Annotated in this window: 14 protein-coding genes; 12 read left to right on the forward strand and 2 right to left on the reverse strand. The window is 56.0% G+C overall.

The features are described 5' to 3' along the window. The first annotated feature begins 131 nt into the window (after positions 1-131). From pyrR to P0120_24650, 10 genes are all read left to right on the forward strand, one after another. The gene (pyrR, locus tag P0120_24605) at positions 132-698 is read left to right on the forward strand and encodes a bifunctional pyr operon transcriptional regulator/uracil phosphoribosyltransferase PyrR (protein ID MDF0677491.1); all 567 of its coding nucleotides are present in this window, start codon (positions 132-134) and stop codon (positions 696-698) included. A 13-nt stretch (positions 699-711) separates the two neighbouring features. Next, entirely contained in the window at positions 712-1,632 is a 921-nt protein-coding gene (locus P0120_24610) for an aspartate carbamoyltransferase catalytic subunit (GenBank protein MDF0677492.1), read from the forward strand. Between the two features lie 140 nt (positions 1,633-1,772). After that, positions 1,773-3,059 (forward strand): dihydroorotase, encoded by a 1,287-nt coding sequence (locus tag P0120_24615; protein ID MDF0677493.1) that lies wholly within the window; start codon positions 1,773-1,775, stop codon positions 3,057-3,059. Between the two features lie 4 nt (positions 3,060-3,063). Beyond that, a complete protein-coding gene (locus tag P0120_24620) occupies positions 3,064-3,582 on the forward strand; it encodes a hypothetical protein (protein MDF0677494.1) in 519 nt (172 codons plus the stop codon). After that, a complete protein-coding gene (gene carA / locus P0120_24625; protein ID MDF0677495.1) occupies positions 3,579-4,751 on the forward strand; it encodes a glutamine-hydrolyzing carbamoyl-phosphate synthase small subunit in 1,173 nt (390 codons plus the stop codon). The genes P0120_24620 and carA overlap by 4 nt, the downstream gene beginning before the upstream one ends. Further along, positions 4,744-5,694 carry a signal peptide peptidase SppA gene (gene sppA / locus P0120_24630; GenBank protein ID MDF0677496.1) on the forward strand — a complete coding sequence of 317 codons (951 nt, stop codon included), beginning with the start codon at positions 4,744-4,746 and terminating at the stop codon, positions 5,692-5,694. The genes carA and sppA overlap by 8 nt, the downstream gene beginning before the upstream one ends. 84 nt (positions 5,695-5,778) lie before the next feature. Further along, the gene (locus P0120_24635; protein ID MDF0677497.1) at positions 5,779-6,735 is read left to right on the forward strand and encodes a M48 family metallopeptidase; all 957 of its coding nucleotides are present in this window, start codon (positions 5,779-5,781) and stop codon (positions 6,733-6,735) included. 17 nt (positions 6,736-6,752) lie between these two features. Further along, complete coding sequence (gene carB, locus P0120_24640; protein MDF0677498.1) at positions 6,753-10,004, forward strand: carbamoyl-phosphate synthase large subunit; 3,252 nt, start codon at positions 6,753-6,755, stop codon at positions 10,002-10,004. 210 nt (positions 10,005-10,214) lie between these two features. After that, positions 10,215-10,691: a transcription elongation factor GreA gene (gene greA, locus P0120_24645; GenBank protein ID MDF0677499.1), complete on the forward strand. Its 477-nt coding sequence runs from the start codon at positions 10,215-10,217 to the stop codon at positions 10,689-10,691. A gap of 1 nt (position 10,692) precedes the next feature. Then, the gene (locus tag P0120_24650) at positions 10,693-11,490 is read left to right on the forward strand and encodes an SAM-dependent chlorinase/fluorinase (GenBank protein MDF0677500.1); all 798 of its coding nucleotides are present in this window, start codon (positions 10,693-10,695) and stop codon (positions 11,488-11,490) included. A 231-nt stretch (positions 11,491-11,721) separates the two neighbouring features. Here the strand turns inward: P0120_24650 and lhgO are convergent, their stop codons facing one another. Together lhgO and bioA are read right to left on the reverse strand one after the other, a co-directional pair. Next, positions 11,722-12,921 carry an L-2-hydroxyglutarate oxidase gene (gene lhgO / locus P0120_24655; GenBank protein ID MDF0677501.1) on the reverse strand — a complete coding sequence of 400 codons (1,200 nt, stop codon included), beginning with the start codon at positions 12,919-12,921 and terminating at the stop codon, positions 11,722-11,724. Between the two features lie 47 nt (positions 12,922-12,968). Further along, the gene (gene bioA, locus P0120_24660; protein MDF0677502.1) at positions 12,969-14,336 is read right to left on the reverse strand and encodes an adenosylmethionine--8-amino-7-oxononanoate transaminase; all 1,368 of its coding nucleotides are present in this window, start codon (positions 14,334-14,336) and stop codon (positions 12,969-12,971) included. Positions 14,337-14,532: 196 nt separating this feature from the next. On the opposite strand from bioA, the gene lepA reads away from it, so the two are divergent. Both lepA and P0120_24670 read left to right on the forward strand, forming a co-directional pair. Next, positions 14,533-16,344 (forward strand): translation elongation factor 4, encoded by a 1,812-nt coding sequence (gene lepA / locus P0120_24665; GenBank protein ID MDF0677503.1) that lies wholly within the window; start codon positions 14,533-14,535, stop codon positions 16,342-16,344. Positions 16,345-16,367: 23 nt separating this feature from the next. Further along, a partial coding sequence (locus P0120_24670) for a S26 family signal peptidase (protein MDF0677504.1) occupies positions 16,368-16,581 on the forward strand: 214 nt, incomplete at its 3' end.

The raw sequence follows: 16,581 nt of genomic DNA on the forward strand, positions 1-16,581 counted from the left end.
GCAAGGAGCCAATTATGAATTTCGGTCCGGCCATGGCCGGTGACAAAGCAACCTTCTCACCACAGGCGGGTGAGGAGGTTTTTTTATGCCTCGATTCGACAAGAACCTGATTACATCATTATTACCTGACCATGACGACTCCCATACACAAGTCGGTGGAGCGGAAGGATGAAAAGCTGATCATGGATGCCGGGGACATCTCCCGCGCCATGATGCGTATTGCACACGAGATTGTGGAGCGGAATAAAGGGGTGAAAGATCTGACACTAGTGGGAATTAGAACAGGCGGTGTGCATCTTGCCCATCGACTCGTCAAGCGTATCCTTAGTATCGAGGGCGTACCGGTTCCCATCGGTGAATTGGACATTACATTGTATCGCGATGATCTGGCGTTGCGCAAAAATCAACCGATCCTTCGAAAAACCTCCGTGCCGTTCGACATGACGAATAAAGTCGTTGTACTAGTCGACGACGTCTTGTTCACCGGAAGAACGATACGGGCGGCGATGGATGGGCTCATGGACTTGGGACGTCCGGAGGAAATCCAACTGGCAGTGTTGGTCGATCGTGGCCATCGGCAGTTGCCGATCAAAGCGAATTACATCGGAAAGAATCTGCCGACCTCTCGGGATGAGCAGGTCCAAGTGTTGTTGGACGAAGACGGGGAAGATGACCGGGTCGTCATCTTGAAATCCTGAAGCGGAGGATTCCATGAGTCTCAAGCGCAAAGATCTGCTGAGTCTCGCTCCGTTGTCTGTGGATGAGATCATGCTCGTCCTGGACACGACGGATTCCTTCAAGGAAGTGACCGGGCGGGACATCAAAAAAGTGCCGGCTCTCCGAGGCAAGACCGTCGTGAATCTCTTCTTTGAGCCGAGCACGAGAACCCGCACATCCTTTGAGCTGGCGGCCAAGCGTCTGAGCGCTGACGTGATCAACTTTTCTCCCTCCTCCAGCAGCGTGGTGAAGGGCGAAACACTTCTTGATACGGCTCGGAATATTGAAGCGATGCAGGCGGACATCATCGTCCTGCGTCACTCTTCGGCCGGAGCTGCTGAAACGCTGGCGAACGGCGTCAAGTCATCTGTCATAAACGCAGGCGATGGATGGCATGAGCACCCCACGCAAGCGTTGCTCGACCTGTACACGATCCGGCAACGGGGGATGACTTTCCGTGGATTGCGCGTCGCGATCGTCGGCGATGTGTCGCACAGCCGCGTGGCGCGTTCGAATATCTATGCACTCGCTAAACTTGGTGCCGAAGTGCGCTTGGTGGGACCGCCGACGATGATACCGCGTGGGGTGGAGAAGCTGGGAGCGAAGGTGTACTACGACATGGATGAAGGGCTGCGCGACGCCCATGTCATTATGATGCTTCGGCTGCAGCTGGAGCGGCAGGGACGCGCGCAGTTTCCCACGATTCGGGAGTACTCGAGACTCTACGGCTTGACCGCCGAGCGAGTACGGCTGGCGGACTCTGGTGCCATCGTCATGCACCCAGGACCGATTAATCGAGGAGTGGAAATCGCCCCGGATGTTGCCGATAGCTTGTCCTCGGTGATTCTCGATCAAGTGGCGAACGGCGTGGCAGTGCGTATGGGAATTCTGTACCTGATGTCGGGAGCGAACTAGCGGAATCTGATGATCGGTTGATCTGATGATTTGTCAATTGAGTGATTGAACAGATCCGTCGTGAATTTGAGCGCAGCCATTCATTACATCAACGGATCATCAGATCGACAGATTCTATCAATAGTGGAGAGGAGTCTTCAGTGCCAATTCTGATCAAGGGTGGTCGCGTCATTGACCCAGGCCGGTTTGTCGGAATTGACGATGTGTTAATCGAGAACGGGAAGATCGCTGCCGTGGGCCGGAATCTTCCGGCACCGGCCGGTGGCAGAACCATTCAAGCCAATGGGAAGCTTGTGATGCCGGGGTTCGTTGATTTGCACGTCCATTTTCGCGAGCCGGGGTTCGAGTACAAAGAAACCATTCAGAGCGGCAGTGCTGCGGCCGTTGCGGGTGGTTTTACGACGGTCTGTTGCATGCCCAACACGAACCCGGTGAACGACAATCAAGCCGTTACCGAGTTTATCTTGGAACGAGCGCGGTTGGCCGGCCTCGCCAATGTACTGCCGGTCGGCGCCATCACAAAAGGATCGGAAGGGAAGGAACTGGCGGAGATCGGGGACCTACGGCGGTCCGGCTGTGTCGCCATCTCGGACGACGGTAAGCCTGTGATGAACAGCTTGGTGATGCGGCGAGCGATGGAATATGCCTTGGCTTTCGATCTGACGGTCGTCGACCATTGCGAAGACCTGCATCTGGCGGAAGGCGGCTGTATGAATGAGGGATTGGTTTCGACCGAACTGGGATTGCCTGGTATCCCGGCTGCGGCGGAGGATGTGATGGTGGCGCGCAATCTCTCCCTCTCGGAGCTCACGGGAGCTCGGCTTCATCTTGCACACATCAGCACAGCCGGGTCCGTCAGAATGGTGCGGGAGGCGAAGGCCCGCGGGATCCACGTGACGGCGGAAGCCTGTCCTCACCACTTTCTGCTGACGGAAGAACTGGTGCGTGGCTACAACACCCACGCGAAGATGAACCCCCCCTTGCGTACCTGGGCGGATGTCCAGGCGATCAAGGAAGGATTGCGGGACGGCACGATTGATGTGATTGCGACCGACCATGCGCCTCATGCCACGCAAGAGAAACAGCAGGATTTCACCGAGGCACCGTTCGGAATCGTTGGACTTGAAACGGCGTTGCCGCTGACGTTGGGGTTGGTGGAGGAAGAGGTTCTGTCACTGGAACAAGCGGTCCAGAAACTGACCTCGGCTCCGGCTGCGGCGTTCGGACTCAACAAAGGAACGCTGGCGGTCGGCGCAGATGCCGATGTCGTCATCGTTGATCCGCAAGAACAGTGGGAAGTCGATCCGTCCAAGTTCCGATCCAAGAGCCGCAATACGCCCTTTGTGGGATGGAAGGTGAGAGGTCGAGTGAATACAACCATTGTAGGCGGTAGGGTGGTGTTCGAAACCGGTCCGGTGGAGCGGTAGCGCTGTGCGACGACTGTCCCGGTGGGGGATGGTTGGGTGTCTTACGCTTGAGTGGGTTGCGCTCGCCGTCTGGGTTGGAGGCATGGTCGTACTGAGCGGAGCGGTGATCCCGGCCGTGTTCAATACATTCGGAGGACAGGATTCCGGAGGCATGTTTTTGACTAGGGCGTTCGAAGGTTATCACCGTTTGGTCATCGGCGCTGGTGCCATCCTCTGTGCTACACTCTGCTACCGCTGGTGGATCGGAGATCCGATCCTTGACGTCGGTTGGAGTGAGATGACCGTGCTGGCAGTCATGGTAGCGATCGCCGGGCTCATCATCGTGGTTCTTCATCCGAACGCCGCGGCCCTTCAAGCACAGGCGTTCGCCACGAAGGATGAGACAGCCAAGAAGGCGGCTTTGGAAGCATTGTTTCGTGTTCTCATGCCGATTCGATCGCTGTATATGCTCAACCTTCTATTGGGTCTCGTACTGATCGGCATCAAGGCGAACCGCTCGCTCCATCTGGATGGAAGACTGTGAAAAAAGCGATATTGGCACTGGCGGATGGAAGGGTTTTCGAGGGCCGCGCTCTCGGCTATGATGGTGAAACGGTTGGTGAAGTCGTGTTTAACACGGCCATGACCGGTTATCAGGAGGTCCTGACCGATCCGTCGTACAAAGGACAGATCATCACGATGACCTGTCCCCATATCGGCAACTATGGGATCACACCTGAAGATGTGGAATCCCATCGAGCTTGGGCAGAAGGGTTCGTCGTTATGGAAGCCAGCCGCCTTGTCAGCAACTGGCGAAGCCGGCAGACCCTTCAGGAATCATTGAAAGAAGCCAAGATCGTCGCGATCGAAGGAATCGATACAAGAGCCTTGACAAGGCACTTGCGCGAGCATGGATCACAGCAGGGAATCATCAGCCATCTCGATCTCGATCATGAGCGGGCGGTCGGACGTGCCAGAGAAGCTCCCGGTATCATTGGTCGAGATTTGGCTGCCGAGGTCACCTGCGCACGCCAGTACGACTGGACGACGGGGACGGGCGAGTGGGCGTCGTCGGCGAACAGCGGGGAACATGGAACGCCCAAGCCCTGGCGAGTGGTGGCCTATGATTTCGGTATCAAACACAATATCCTCAGACGATTGGTGGATGTCGGCTGTCAGGTCACGGTGGTGCCTGCTGCAACCTCGGCAGCCGAAGTCGAAGCCCTCAAACCTGACGGTATTTTCCTCTCGAACGGTCCAGGCGATCCGGAGGGCCTTCCCTATGCCGCGAAGGCAATGGAAAAACTGATCGGACGCTATCCGATCTTCGGCATTTGTTTGGGCCATCAGATTCTCTGCTTGGCCTTCGGCCTCAAGATCTACAAGCTGAAATTCGGTCACCATGGGGCAAATCATCCCGTGATGGATCTTCGGACGAGGAAAGTCGAGATTACGTCGCAGAACCATAATTTCGCCGTGCAGGGTCCCACATCACTCCTTGGTGTACCGGAGTTGCCGCCCGTGATCGACACTCGCTACGGAAAACTGTCGCTCACCCATGTCAGTTTGAACGACTACTCGATCGAGGGGATGGCCTGTCTGGACCATCCGGTCTTCTCGGTCCAGTACCACCCGGAAGCGGCACCTGGTCCCCATGATGCCGCCTATTTGTTCGATGAATTCATCCAACTTATGGAGAAACGTCATGCGTAATCGCCTCGTCATGGGCATGATCGGATTGTTGCTGTCAGGCTGCACGTTCAATTTCCCGCTGTTCCCTGGCCCAGGGCCTCTGCAAGAGACTCAGGTCGACGGGACCGGTAAAGCAAAAGTGCTGTTGATCGAAATTTCCGGAGTGATTAGTTCTCAAGATAACGAGGGATTACGGGCGACTCCCAGTATGATCGCGAGTGTGAAGGAACAACTGACTCGGGCGGCTAAGGATGAGAAAGTCAAAGCCGTTGTGCTTCGCATCAATACGCCTGGGGGAACGGTGACGGCGTCGGATATTATTTATCACGAGCTGAAAACGTTCAAGGCCAATCGCAAGATCCCCATTATTGCATCCATCATGGATCTGGGCACATCAGGGGGCTACTACATCGCCGCGGCGGCGGACCAGGTACTGGCGCATCCGTCGTCCGTGACCGGCAGCATCGGCGTGATTATGCTTACGATCAACGCGCGCGGGCTGTTGGAGAAAGTGGGGGTGGAGGCGACGGCGGTGACATCGGGCCCTCGCAAGGATATGGGTTCGCCGTTTCGAACCATGACGACCGAAGAACGGGTCATCTTCCAAGGATTGATCGATTCGTTTTATCAGCGTTTCTTGAACATCGTGCAAGAGGGTCGCGCCAATTTACAGATGGAGCAGATCAAACGGTTGGCCGATGGACGAATCTATACAGGCGAACAGGCCAAAGCGGCTGGTTTGGTCGATGAGATCGGCTATCTCGAAGACGCGATCGCAGTGGCCAAGAAACAAGCCGGCCTGACGGACGCCCGAGTCGTGACGTACACACGACCGGGTGAATACTCCAACAACGTGTATTCCAAGGTATTGGCGCCCAATGGGCTCGTCGGTCTTGCCGATCTCAACCTCATGTCATTTGTCCGAGGAGGAACCCCCCAATTCATGTATTTGTGGATACCATAGTGAGTGAGGAGCCGATCGCATGACGGATGGTATGATGACTGACAGTATTATTCATGATGATCGGCTTGGACCTAGGGATCCAGAATGATACGGCCGGCAGATCAGGAGATCGACGGCCCGTTCTCAAAACCCATTGATCGTCGTGCCTTGCTTCTGCATGGGGCTCGAGAAATGCTTAGGTTGGCTTGCCTTGTGGGTCTGGGAGCGGGCGGCGTGGTTTCGACTCTAGCGGGATGCGTCCGCGCACCGGGAACGGCGCGCGATCAATTCATCTATATATCTGAGGAGAAAGAAATTGAGATGGGCATCAGCGCCTATCATGAGTTGCTGCGCAAAGCTCCACTGAGTGATGACCTCGAGGTGAACGGGATGGTCAACCGTGTCGGTCAGCGTATTGCGGCGGTTGCCAATAAACCAGAGTATCAGTGGGAGTTTGCCATCATAAGGGACGACCGCATGATCAATGCCTTCGCATTGCCCGGCGGCAAGGTCGCGGTCTTCACAGGAATCTTGAAAATCACGAAGAACGAAGACGGGTTAGCGACCGTTATCGGCCATGAGGTCGCGCATGCGCTCCAACGCCACGGAGCGGAGCGATACAGCCGAAGCATCCTTGAAACGATCGGCCAAGTCGGTGCGCTGGCGGCTGGAGCCGCCGTCGGACGCCCAGATGCGGCGATAGCCGCGATGAGCGCCTACGGAGTCGGAGTCTCCCTGCCGTTCGGGCGAAAGCAAGAGTCCGAAGCGGATTACATCGGACTCCGATTGATGGCGCAGGCCGGCTTTGACCCTCGAGAAGCAGTGCCCTTTTGGGAGCGGATGAGTGGGTGTCCCAGGCAGATGATCGATAAGGTCTGTTTTCGGTCGCAGCATAATATCCCGGAGTTTCTGTCCACGCATCCCTCCGATCTGTCGCGTATCAATCAAATTGAAGCCTGGCTACCGGAGGCCATGACGTACTACCATGCGACGCAGGGGGACGAAAAACCCACGTCGACCCCCTATCAACCTCTGATCGGACCCATGCTCCCATCCAGCTGATCCACCCCCAGAACACGATGCCCAAACGAACGGACATTCAGTCAATCCTCATGATCGGGTCCGGTCCGATTGTCATCGGCCAAGCCTGTGAGTTCGATTATTCCGGCACGCAGGCCTGCAAAGCGCTGAAAGCGGAGGGTTATAAAGTCATTCTCATCAACAGCAATCCGGCGACGATCATGACGGATCCGGAAATGGCTGACCGGACCTATGTCGAACCGATTACCTTGGACGTGGTTGAAAAGGTGCTCGATCGGGAACGCCCGGACGCCTTGCTTCCCACCATGGGTGGGCAAACGGCCCTCAACACCACGATGGGGTTGGTGAAGCGAGGAGTTCTCGATAAATACCGGGTCGCTCTCATCGGCGCTTCAGCGGAAGCCATTCATAAAGCGGAGGACCGGGAAGCGTTCAAGCAGGCGATGCATCGAATCGGCCTGCGGGTGCCGAAGAGCGGGACCGCGCACCAGCGACAGGAGGCCCTGGCGATTCTCGATACCGTCGGCTTCCCCGCAATCATTCGTCCGTCCTTCACCATGGGGGGGACCGGCGGAAACATCGCCTATAATCGCGAGGAATTCGAGAGGCTGATCGATTGGGGGCTGGCCATGAGTCCGGTCAGTCAGGTGCTGATCGAAGAATCGGTCATTGGGTGGAAAGAGTATGAATTGGAGGTCATGCGTGATCTGAAGGACAATGTCGTCATCGTGTGTCCGATTGAGAACTTCGATCCGATGGGCGTGCACACCGGAGACAGCATTACGGTCGCGCCGGCCATGACGTTGACCGACAAAGAATACCAACGGATGCGGGATGCAGCACTTCGTATCATCCGAGAGATCGGGGTCGATACAGGAGGGTCCAATATTCAGTTCGGCATCAACCCAGCCAATGGGGAGCTGGTCGTCATTGAAATGAATCCTCGGGTATCTCGAAGCTCGGCGCTGGCATCGAAGGCGACCGGGTTTCCGATCGCGAAGATCGCCGCCAAACTGGCCATTGGATATACCTTGGATGAGATTACCAATGACATAACCGGTGTCACAAAGGCATCGTTTGAACCGACGATTGATTATGTGGTCGTCAAGATCCCGAGGTTTGCCTTTCAGAAGTTCAAGGGGGCCGACCCGACCTTGACCACGCAGATGAAGTCGGTCGGGGAAGTGATGGCGATCGGACGCACCTTCAAGGAGTCTCTGCAGAAGGCCATTCGCTCTCTGGAGTTAGAACTGAATGGGTTCGCGTCACGGTTCGGACTTGATCGAGGTGTTCCCGCCGGGTTTAACCGTCCGGAAGCGATCGAGAAACTCAGCCGGGTGCTGCGGACACCAGTACCGGAACGACTGTGGTACGTGGCCGACGCTATGCGCTTGGGATTCACGGACGAGAAGCTGTTTGCAACGACGAGGATAGATCCCTGGTTTTTAGAACAAGTCAGACAGCTGGTGGACTTTGAACGAATGCTTGCCGGTCATGCCGCCGATCCAGAGGCCGTCTTGGGCAGCGAATTGCTGTGGGATGCGAAAGAGCTTGGATTTTCTGACGATCGGATCGCGCAATTGCTCGGATGCGAGGCGACAGCGGTCCAGCGAGCAAGGACGGAACACCCAACACGAGGGGTCACCTATAAACGGGTCGATACCTGCGCTGCGGAGTTCGAGGCGCAAACTCCGTATCTCTATTCCACATACGGCATGGAGTGCGAAGCCAGGCCGTCGGATCGACGGAAGGTCGTGATTCTGGGGGGAGGTCCCAATCGGATCGGACAAGGGATCGAGTTCGACTACTGCTGTGTTCATGCGGCCATGGCGCTTCGAGAAGACGCGATCGACACGATCATGGTGAACTGCAACCCGGAGACGGTGAGTACGGATTACGATACGTCGGATCGGCTGTACTTCGAGCCGCTGACGCATGAAGACGTCCTCAACATCGTTCATCGGGAGCGGCCGATCGGAGTGGTCTTGCAGTTCGGCGGACAGACGCCCTTGAAACTGGCGCTTCCGCTCTCGAAAGCCGGTGTGAGGATTCTTGGGACCAGTCCCGACGCCATCGATTTGGCGGAAGACAGGGAACGGTTTCGTGGTCTCCTGAATAGGTTGGGCTTGATGCAGGCCGAAAGTGGAACCGCCCGATCCATCGAGGAAGCGGTGCAGATCGCCGGGCGGATCAGCTATCCGGTCATGGTTCGTCCGTCCTACGTGCTGGGCGGACGTTCAATGCAGATCGTGTATGACGAAATCGCCCTGCTGGAGTACATGCATTCCGCAGTCAAGGCGTCGCCCAATCATCCGGTCTTGATTGATAAGTACCTTGCCGATGCCATCGAAGTCGATGCCGATGCGATTTCGGACGGCGAAACCGTAGTGGTTGCGGGAATCATGGAGCATATCGAAGAAGCAGGGGTTCATTCCGGCGATTCGGCCTGTTCGCTGCCTCCCTATACGTTGGACAAGGCCATCGCGCGCGACATCGAGCGGCAAATGCGTTTGCTGGCATTGGAACTCGGCGTCGTCGGGCTTATGAATGCACAATTTGCCGTTAAAGACCGGACCATCTATGTGCTTGAAGTCAACCCTCGCGGATCCCGGACCGTGCCGTTTGTCAGTAAAGCGATCGGCGTACCGCTCGCCAAGTTGGCGATGAAGGTGATGATGGGAAAAACACTTAAGGACCTGCGCTTTACGGAGGCTCCTCTGCCGACACATTTCTCGGTCAAAGAAGCGGTTTTTCCGTTCAACAAATTTCCCGGGGTCGATGTTCTGCTGGGACCTGAAATGAAATCGACCGGAGAAGTGATGGGCATCGACGGAGATTTCGGATGGGCGTTTGCAAAGTCCCAAGCGGGAGCCGGAGCCGTCCTCCCGACATCCGGGACTGCCTTTGTGAGTGTGAAGCAAGCCGATCGTCCTGTCGCCTTGGATCTCGCGAAACGGTTACGTGCACTCGGGTTTCAGATTCAAGCCACCAGCGGAACAGCCGGTTATCTGAGAGAGCACGGAGTTGAAGTGAGTACCGTCAATAAGGTGAAAGAAGGACGTCCGCACATTGTCGACCATATCAAGAATGGCGCGGTGGCACTCCTCATCAACACCGTGCGGACTGCTTCTGCTCACGCGGATTCGCTGTCCATCAGACGGGAGGCTCTCCACCGAGGCGTTCCGTATTTCACAACCATGAGAGGCGCCCATGCGGCCGTGATGGGCATCGAAGCGACCGCCCAAAAGGGTTTAGCGATTCGTTCACTACAAGAGTATCATCGGCCATAAACTGAGGATCTTAGAATCTTAGAGGATGCTGAAAAAGCTCGTCCAGCAAGGCCGCAGCAAGCGAAAGGCTGAGGCGTAACTTTTCCCACCCACCCGCCCCGAGCTGCTGTGGCAGCTCTCGCCCGGTGGTACGTTGAAGCCTTGAGCGATGCGAGAACGCAGCTGGACGACTTTTACAGCATCCTCAAACTGTTCAGGAGCAACCGGAGCATGCCGACCCCAATTACGAAGAAGGGCTATGATGCGTTGAAGGCGGAATTGGATCGTTTGCGCAAAATTGAGCGACCGAAAGTGATCGAAGCGATTGCGGAGGCCAGAGCACATGGCGATCTCAGCGAGAATGCCGAGTACGATGCCGCCAAAGAGCGCCAAGGATTTATCGAGTCACGCATTTCCGAACTCGAGACAAAGCTCGCAGATGCCCGCGTGGTGGAAACCGTGGGACGTACCACCGAGACGGTCGTCTTCGGCGCAACTGTGTTGGTCGTCGAGCAGGAGTCCCAAGCGAAAAAGCAATACACCTTGGTCGGACAAGACGAGGCCGACATGAAATTCAACAAGATCTCCGTACAGTCTCCTGTCGGTCGCGCGCTCATCGGTAGGCGTGTCGGAGATTTTGTCGAAGTGAAGACCCCCGTAAAGCTGGTCGAATACGAGGTTCTGGAGATCAAATTCGAGGACTTCTGACGTGCCGGACGCACGCCCTATCATCACGCTCTTAACGGATTTCGGCGAGCGTGATTGTTTTGTGGCAAGCATGAAGGGGGTCATTCTGTCGATCAATTCCTCCGCTGCCATCATCGATCTCTCACACCAAATCGCCTCCCACCAGATCCAGGAAGCCGGATACTTCCTGAAGTCCTGCTATCGCTATTTCCCGGAAAGGACCATCCATGTTGCCGTTGTCGATCCCGGGGTCGGGACGGAGCGCCGGGCATTGCTCGTTTCCGCGGCCGGCTCGTTCTTTATCGGTCCGGACAATGGGTTGTTCACCGAAGTGCTGGAGCAGGAGGTCGGGGCGAAAGTATGGCAGATCAACAGCCCACAGTATCGCTTGGAAACAGTTGGGTCGACCTTTGACGGTCGGGATGTGTTCGCGCCGGCTGCCGCTTGGTTGAGCAAAGGAGTCCCACCGACGTTTTTTGGGCCGGTGGTTCAAGATCCGATCCGACGTTCCGTGGCGATCCCGGTTTGGCATGAGGAGTTGCTGGTCGGGAAGATCGTCTCCGTCGATCGGTTCGGGAATCTCATTTCCAATCTCACGGCGCGCCAGGTCCGTGAATTTCGAGCCGCAATGGGACAAACTGTGGAGATCCATGTCGGTACGCATGTCATTCACGAATTGGTCGGAAGCTACAGCCAAGGGAATCGCCAGACTCCATCGGCATTGATCAACAGCAGCGGGAACTTGGAAATCTTTCTCCAGGAAGAAAGCGCAGCACAAAGCCTGCAAATCGGCGTCGGTGAAGAAGTACGTCTATGCTGACCGGTTCGAATTAGAACGGCCCGCAGGATGTTCAAAAAGTTCTTTGGTTCACCCGACCACCCCGGGGCGTCAAGACGCGCCTTTCCCCGGGCAAGGCTGAAGAGGCGAAGCGTAGTCCGTTTGTACCCGCCCACCCATCGCCTGTCTGAACAGGCGTTGACTCAGGTCGTACGTTGAGCCTCTGAGGGATGCGAGAACGAAGCTGGGGGACTTTTTCAACATCCTGCTGCGTCAGCCTATTGCTTTGTCGATCTGATCGCAGACATAGCTTGCGAAGGGGAGCGAACAGGTAAAGGCGGGAGATACGGCGTTGAGCACGTGCATGGAGCGGTTGTCCCATTCCAAGACGAAATCCATCTCAAGCTTTCTCTTCGTGATGTCGAGCAGCTGGGCTCGAATTCCGGGACGACCCCATGTGCGGTAGTGACGTTCGGCCACGCCCTCGGCGAGTACCGAGGCAAGTGATACCATCTTGCTCCGCGAGTATTTTGCGATCTCTTCCATCGCCAAGCGTCGGAAATCGAATCCAGCTCCCGTCAGTAATCCGAACCCTCGGCTCGCGACTTCGACGAGCTCACGGAAGTTGACGTTCCCGAGCCCCTCATAATTCTCGCGCCACAAAGCCGGAATGGCTGTCGGACCGATCTTGGCCTTTCCGTCAGCCGTGATCGTGAAGTGGACACCCAGGAACGGATTCCTGAGATCCGGGACAGGGTAAATATTGGTACGGATCGCACCCGGTGGTTCATCGGAATAGAGGTAGAGGCCCTTAAACGGCAGGATGCGATACTTTTCCGAGAATCCATAGTCCATGGCAATTTTGTCGGCATACAGACCGGCGGCGTTGACGACGTATCCGGCTTGGATGCTGTCCTGGTTTGTCCTAACGTTCCCGTTGTCTCGTCCCCGGTAGGCCGTGCCGCACCGGATCTGAATACCCTCATGGAGCGCATCCTGCTGCATGGCATTGACGACCTGGAGCGGATTTACCGTCGAGGTGCGTGGGGAAAAGAGAGCCCGTTGGTATGTTTTCACACGCGGTTCTATGGACTTGGCTTCCGCCTCCGAGAGGGCCTGAAGCTCAATGCCGTTGAGTTGTCCGCGACGGAATAATTCATCGAGCGAGGGCAAATCCGCTGCATCCTTCGCGACGACGAGCTTGCCGCATCTATTGAGGGGAATTTGTTTTTCCTCGCAGTAGGCGGTAAGCCGCTCATTTCCGAGGCGGGTAAACTTCGCTTTGAGGCTGTCCGGCGAGTAATAGAAGCCTGCATGAAGCACGCCGCTATTGCGCCCGCTGGCATGGGCTCCACACAAGGGTTCCTTTTCAATGAGAAGAATGCGGGTATCAGTCCGGCGTCTCCGCAGCTCGCGGGCAATGCTCAGCCCAATCACTCCGCCTCCAATGACAAGAAAATCACAGGTCTGCATGTCGTTTGGCATTTCTCCTGGTGGATCAGCGGAGCATCAAGCGACGTTCAGTCAATGTGCAGAGTCTCCACGGATTTTTTGAGGATTTCCACCATTTTCTTCAATTCCTCGGTGGAAGTCGATAACGGCGGTATGAGGACGAGTACATTGCCGATCGGTCTCAAGATCAGCCCTTTCGATCGGGCGATCGATGCCACGCGGTGACCGGATTTGGTGCTGAGCGGGTAGGACTCTTTGGTCTTCTTCTCTTTGACCAATTCGATTCCTACCATGAACCCACGTTGTCGGATGTCGCCGACATGAGGCATGTCAGCTATTGGCTTCAGCCATTGGGTCAGCATTTTGATCTTTGAGAAGAGTCGGGCGAGCGTCTTTTCTTGGCGAAAGATTTGGAGATTGGCGAGGGCCACGGCACAGCCCAAGGGATTGCCGGTGAAGCTGTGACCATGGAAAAAGGTTTTGAACTCGTCGTAGGCTCCGAGAAAACCTCTGTAGATCTCGTCGGTTGTTAATGTTGCCGCCAGCGGCATATAGCCGCCGGTGAGCCCTTTGCTGATCGCCATCAGATCCGGTATCACACCTTCATGCTCGCAGGCGAACATTCGGCCCGTTCGTCCGAATCCCGTCGCCACTTCATCGGCGATCAATAGGACATCGTACTTCGTGCAGAGCTCACGGATTCGCTTTAAGTAGCCGGCCGGCTGGGGAACCATACCGGCAGCTGCTTGCATCAGCGGCTCGATGATGAAGCCGGCCAGTTCACGATGACGACGTTTCAAGATCTGTTCGATTGGGTCGATACAAGCCATTCGACAAGAGGGGTAGTTCAGGTCAAGCGGACAGCGGTAGCAATAGGGCGGTTCCGCTTCCAGGGTCGAAAATAGTAGCGGCTTGAATCGAGAGTGAAACAGTTCGATGTTGCCGACGCTCACAGCGCCGATCGTATCTCCGTGATAGGCCAGCTTGAGATGGAGGAAGGTGTGTTTGGGTTCGGCCTCAGGGCGCCGTTGCTGCCAGTATTGAACGGCCATCTTCAGCGCAACCTCGACCGCCGTGGAGCCGTTGTCCGAATAGAAGACGCGTGTGAGCCCCTTTGGCGCGATCCGGATCAACTCGCGCGCCAGCTCAATGGCTGGTGGGTTGGAGAGGCCAAGCAACGTGGAGTGGGCAATTTTGTCGAGTTGCTTTTTGAGTGCACGGTCCAGGGCTGGATGTCGATGGCCATGAAGGTTCACCCAGATGGACGAGGTGCCATCCAGGTATTGTTTTCCCTCTGTATCAATGAGATAAGAACCTTTTCCACGCTCAATGATCAGCGGTTCTTCCTGTTCCCATTCCTGCATCTGGGTAAACGGATGCCAGAGGTAGCGACGATCCCAGTCTCTGAGCTGCTTGGTAGAAGGTTGTCGGGTCATACCAGCCGAGTCATGGAGTCATTAGTCAGCGGTCAACAGTCGACTCTGGATGCCGGCAAGAATTGCTCGGCCATTGACCGATGACCAGTGACTAATGACCAATGTATCGGTCTCGCGTGCGGCGCGTGATTATAGGCGGGATGCGATCTCTTTGACAACCTGCAAGGCAGTTACTATAATGAACCGATTTTCACGGATGAGCTCGGATTTGCAAAGCCTTATACGCAATTTTTCCATAATCGCTCATATCGATCACGGCAAATCAACCCTCGCTGACAGGTTCCTAGAAGCTACTGGCGCAGTCACTGCTCGAGAGGCCAAAGATCAGATCCTCGATGCCATGGACCTCGAGCGGGAACGTGGCATTACGATCAAAGCCCATGCAGTGGCCATCCGGTACAAGGCTCAGGATGGGAAGACGTATGCCTTGCATTTGATCGATACGCCGGGGCATGTCGATTTTACCTATGAAGTCTCCCGGAGCTTGGCGGCTTGTGAAGGAGCGCTTTTGCTGGTAGATGCCACTCAGGGCGTGCAGGCACAGACGATTGCCAATGTGAATTTGGCGATGGCCAATCATCTCACGATTATCCCGGTCATCAATAAGATCGATCTGGCAAGTTCGGATGTAGAGGGAACAAAACAGTCGATCTCGGAGGTACTGCAGCTCGATGCCGCTGATGCCCTGCCCATCAGTGCCAAGGAAGGCAAAGGTGTATCGGAGGTATTGGAAGCGGTCATTGCGCGGATTCCTCCCCCGTCCGGTGATCCGCGGGCGCCCTTCAAGGCGCTGATCTTCGATTCCTGGTTCGACAATTATCAAGGGGTGATCGTCCTTGCACGCTTGGTGGATGGATCGATTCGGCCGGGCATGAAGATCAAAGTCATGTCGAATGACCGGACGTTTGAAGTCATGGAAGTCGGACAGTTTACGCCCAAGCGAACCAAGAAGGCCGAGCTGCTGACCGGCGAGGTGGGGTACCTTTGTGCCAACATGAGAGAAGTCGCCGATGTCAAAATCGGCGATACGCTGACGGATGCCGTCACACCCACCGCCGCACCGTTTCCCGGGTACAAAGAAGTCAAGCCGTTGGTGTTCTGTGGGCTCTATCCCACCGACACCGGCCGATACGAAGATTTACGCGACGCGTTGGTTAAACTGCGTTTGAACGACTCCTCGTTCGTCTATGAACCTGAAACATCGCTCGCATTGGGGTTCGGCTTTCGCTGCGGATTTTTGGGCCTCCTGCACATGGAAATCATTCAGGAGCGGCTCGAGCGTGAATATAATCTCACCCTCCTCACAACCGCTCCGACCGTCGTCTATCGTGTGCTGACCACGAAGGGCGAAGTGCTGGAGGTCAATAACCCGACGCAGCTCCCGCCCCCCAGCAGTATCGACTCATTCGAGGAGCCGTTTATTTTGGCGTCGATCATTACACCGGAGCGGTACATGGGGGCCATCCTCCAGCTCTGTCAGGAGCGCCGCGGAATCCAGCAGGGCATGCATTTTCTCGACCCGACCAGAGTGGTGATCAGTTACGAACTGCCCCTCAACGAAGTCATTCTCGATTTTTACGATAAGCTCAAGTCGCGCACGCAGGGCTATGCCTCGCTCGACTATGAGTTGCTCGGCTACCGAGAGTCCGACCTTGTTAGGCTCGATATTCTCTTGAACGGGGAGGCAGTCGATGCCTTGTCGTTTATCACGCACAAAGAACGTTCCGTTCAGCGGGGGCGTCAGCTTGCCGAGAAAATGAAGGAGCTGATTCCACGGCAGATGTACGAGATCGCTATTCAGGCGGCGATCGGAAGTAAGATCGTGGCGCGCGAGACGATCGGCGCGATGAAGAAGAATGTGCTGGCGAAATGCTACGGCGGCGACATTACGCGAAAACGGAAGTTGCTGGAAAAACAAAAAGAAGGAAAGAAACGGATGAAGGCGGTCGGTAGTGTCGATGTCCCACAGGAAGCGTTTCTGGCGATCTTGAGAGTCGGAGAGGAATGAGTCTCGACCAGAATCAGAGAAACGTGGAGAAGCTGTCAGGTTCCCCTCGGGGAGGAGAGCAGGCCTCGCTTTCCGGAGCTAAGATGGTCAGCAACGCGGATCACACAGGGCGCAAGTCCATCGTCCGGGAGTATGCGGAGGCGATCATCGTGGCCATGCTGTTGGCGTTTGCCATCCGCGTGTTCGTCGTGCAGGCATTTAAGATTCCATCAGGGTCGATGATTCCCACCTTGCTGA

This window comes from Nitrospira sp., from assembly GCA_029194675.1.
Taxonomy (GTDB): Bacteria; Nitrospirota; Nitrospiria; order Nitrospirales; family Nitrospiraceae; genus Nitrospira_D.

Coding starts and splice junctions, on each gene's coding strand:
- greA (MDF0677499.1), top strand. CDS start 10,215: ATGCCGACCCCAATTACGAAGAAGGGCTATGATGCGTTGAAGGCGGAA.
- carB (MDF0677498.1), top strand. CDS start 6,753: ATGCCCAAACGAACGGACATTCAGTCAATCCTCATGATCGGGTCCGGT.
- lepA (MDF0677503.1), top strand. CDS start 14,533: ATGAGCTCGGATTTGCAAAGCCTTATACGCAATTTTTCCATAATCGCT.
- bioA (MDF0677502.1), bottom strand. CDS start 14,336: ATGACCCGACAACCTTCTACCAAGCAGCTCAGAGACTGGGATCGTCGC.
- lhgO (MDF0677501.1), bottom strand. CDS start 12,921: ATGCAGACCTGTGATTTTCTTGTCATTGGAGGCGGAGTGATTGGGCTG.
- sppA (MDF0677496.1), top strand. CDS start 4,744: ATGCGTAATCGCCTCGTCATGGGCATGATCGGATTGTTGCTGTCAGGC.
- P0120_24610 (MDF0677492.1), top strand. CDS start 712: ATGAGTCTCAAGCGCAAAGATCTGCTGAGTCTCGCTCCGTTGTCTGTG.
- pyrR (MDF0677491.1), top strand. CDS start 132: ATGACGACTCCCATACACAAGTCGGTGGAGCGGAAGGATGAAAAGCTG.
- P0120_24635 (MDF0677497.1), top strand. CDS start 5,779: ATGATACGGCCGGCAGATCAGGAGATCGACGGCCCGTTCTCAAAACCC.